The sequence below is a fragment of the Massilia pseudoviolaceinigra genome (assembly GCF_030846505.1).
Classification (GTDB): domain Bacteria; phylum Pseudomonadota; class Gammaproteobacteria; order Burkholderiales; family Burkholderiaceae_D; genus Telluria_A; species Telluria_A violaceinigra.
The window spans coordinates 1-1,408 of the sequence record NZ_JAVCWL010000094.1 but is presented as its reverse complement, the minus strand read 5'-3'; the positions used below and the strand labels follow the sequence as shown (position 1 = coordinate 1,408).

The 1,408-nt window shown below is 52.7% G+C and carries 2 protein-coding genes; both read right to left on the bottom strand.

From position 1 onward, the window contains the following. Positions 1 to 544: 544 nt before the first annotated feature. On the bottom strand, positions 545 to 943 hold the full coding sequence (locus RBA40_RS33175; RefSeq protein WP_306653151.1) for a hypothetical protein: 399 nt from the start codon (positions 941 to 943) through the stop codon (positions 545 to 547). Then, on the bottom strand, positions 940 to 1,408 hold a 469-nt coding region (locus RBA40_RS33170), incomplete at its 5' end, for an RHS repeat-associated core domain-containing protein (RefSeq protein ID WP_510184491.1). The genes RBA40_RS33175 and RBA40_RS33170, both read right to left, overlap by 4 nt.

Here is a 1,408-nt window from a genome sequence, read left to right as displayed (position 1 = left end):
GGTCAGTAGCCGAGTGCACGTGAGGTCACCAGAAACGGCGGGGCAATTTACGGCCGACCAATGTAAAATCGACAGCGCTGAACGCATGCGCCAGACCTGCCGCTCGACCGTGCCCGTATTACACAGACAGCCCTCAACGGCGGGCGCCATGGGCAATTTCAGCAGCAAGTGTTAAGTCGGGAATTTGATAGTGTTCTACACGTGAAGCCTGCAACGGCGGGCTTCTGACCAACCCGAGAGGGTTGCGTGATGTGTGAGAGATTGGCGGGGAGCGGGGACTCCCCGCACCGGCCCTAGCTGGCTGCCCCCAGCGGCGGTAACGCCACCGGGCGGCTTTTTCGGCAGGATACGAACGGGATACAAATGGATACGGCCGGCCGCCGATGGGCTACGAACAGGATACGAACAGGATACGAACAGGATACGAACAGGATACGAATCATGGCGGGACTGCACAGCGGCGGGCCAGGTGGTCCGCCGCCACAGCCGAGGCCGTGTCCGAAGGTCAGACCTGGCCCCGTCGCCGGCTCGTCGCTCCAACGGCTCAAAAAAAACCGAGCGAGATGCTGGCTCTGAGTTGAAAAATATCTGCAATGTCCTTTGTCGAAAAATATCCTTCTTGTGACTCATCAGACTCTTTCACGGGCAAGTCAAAATGAAATTCCGAAAACTCGGGCTGCACTTTTCTTTGTACCTGACAAAGATGTTCGACGCCTCCCAGATCTCCAAGAAACTTAAGGAGCATGTCGCATAGCTCATAGTCATCAAGAAAATTCATCGAATATAGAACATATGATCGAGTCAACAGTGTTTTGACTCCCGATCTCACGGGCTCTCCTCGATTCCCAAGGCGCGATGGCGGCGAATCGATAAGTATGGCAACTTCCTGGGCTGTGCAGTCAAACCCTCTGAATGTAAGTGAAACAGATTTTTTTCTACTCACAATATTTCCTTCTCGGAACCTCTTCTACCATCCCATATCCATTTCCGCCCCGTCGTCTTATCGTTATAGATATTAACTTTGCTATCGCCACGACCTTTCTTGGCATCATGAGCGTCTCTATATCCTTCTTCTTGAGCAGCTTGGTCGCCACCGTTCTTTTCAGGAAGCTTATCTAAATCGTTCTCGTTTGGTTGGGCCGGGTTGTTCGCTTTCTCATCTCCGCTACCAGAATTCATGCAAGCATCTTTGATTCTCTGGATCAGGCGGCTAGTCCCCTTCAAGATTCGAGTCATGACGTCTCGAGTGGCCTGATTTTGAACATCAAAAGGTCCTGGATACGTTCGGGGCCTTGGCGACAAACTACCTTCTTCCTGTAAGCCCAGTGGATCAACCTTGCTAAGGGGATTCCCTGTTACGTAGCCGTACGTATTGATGCCACCCGCCAGGCCAATCGGATCGCTTTGT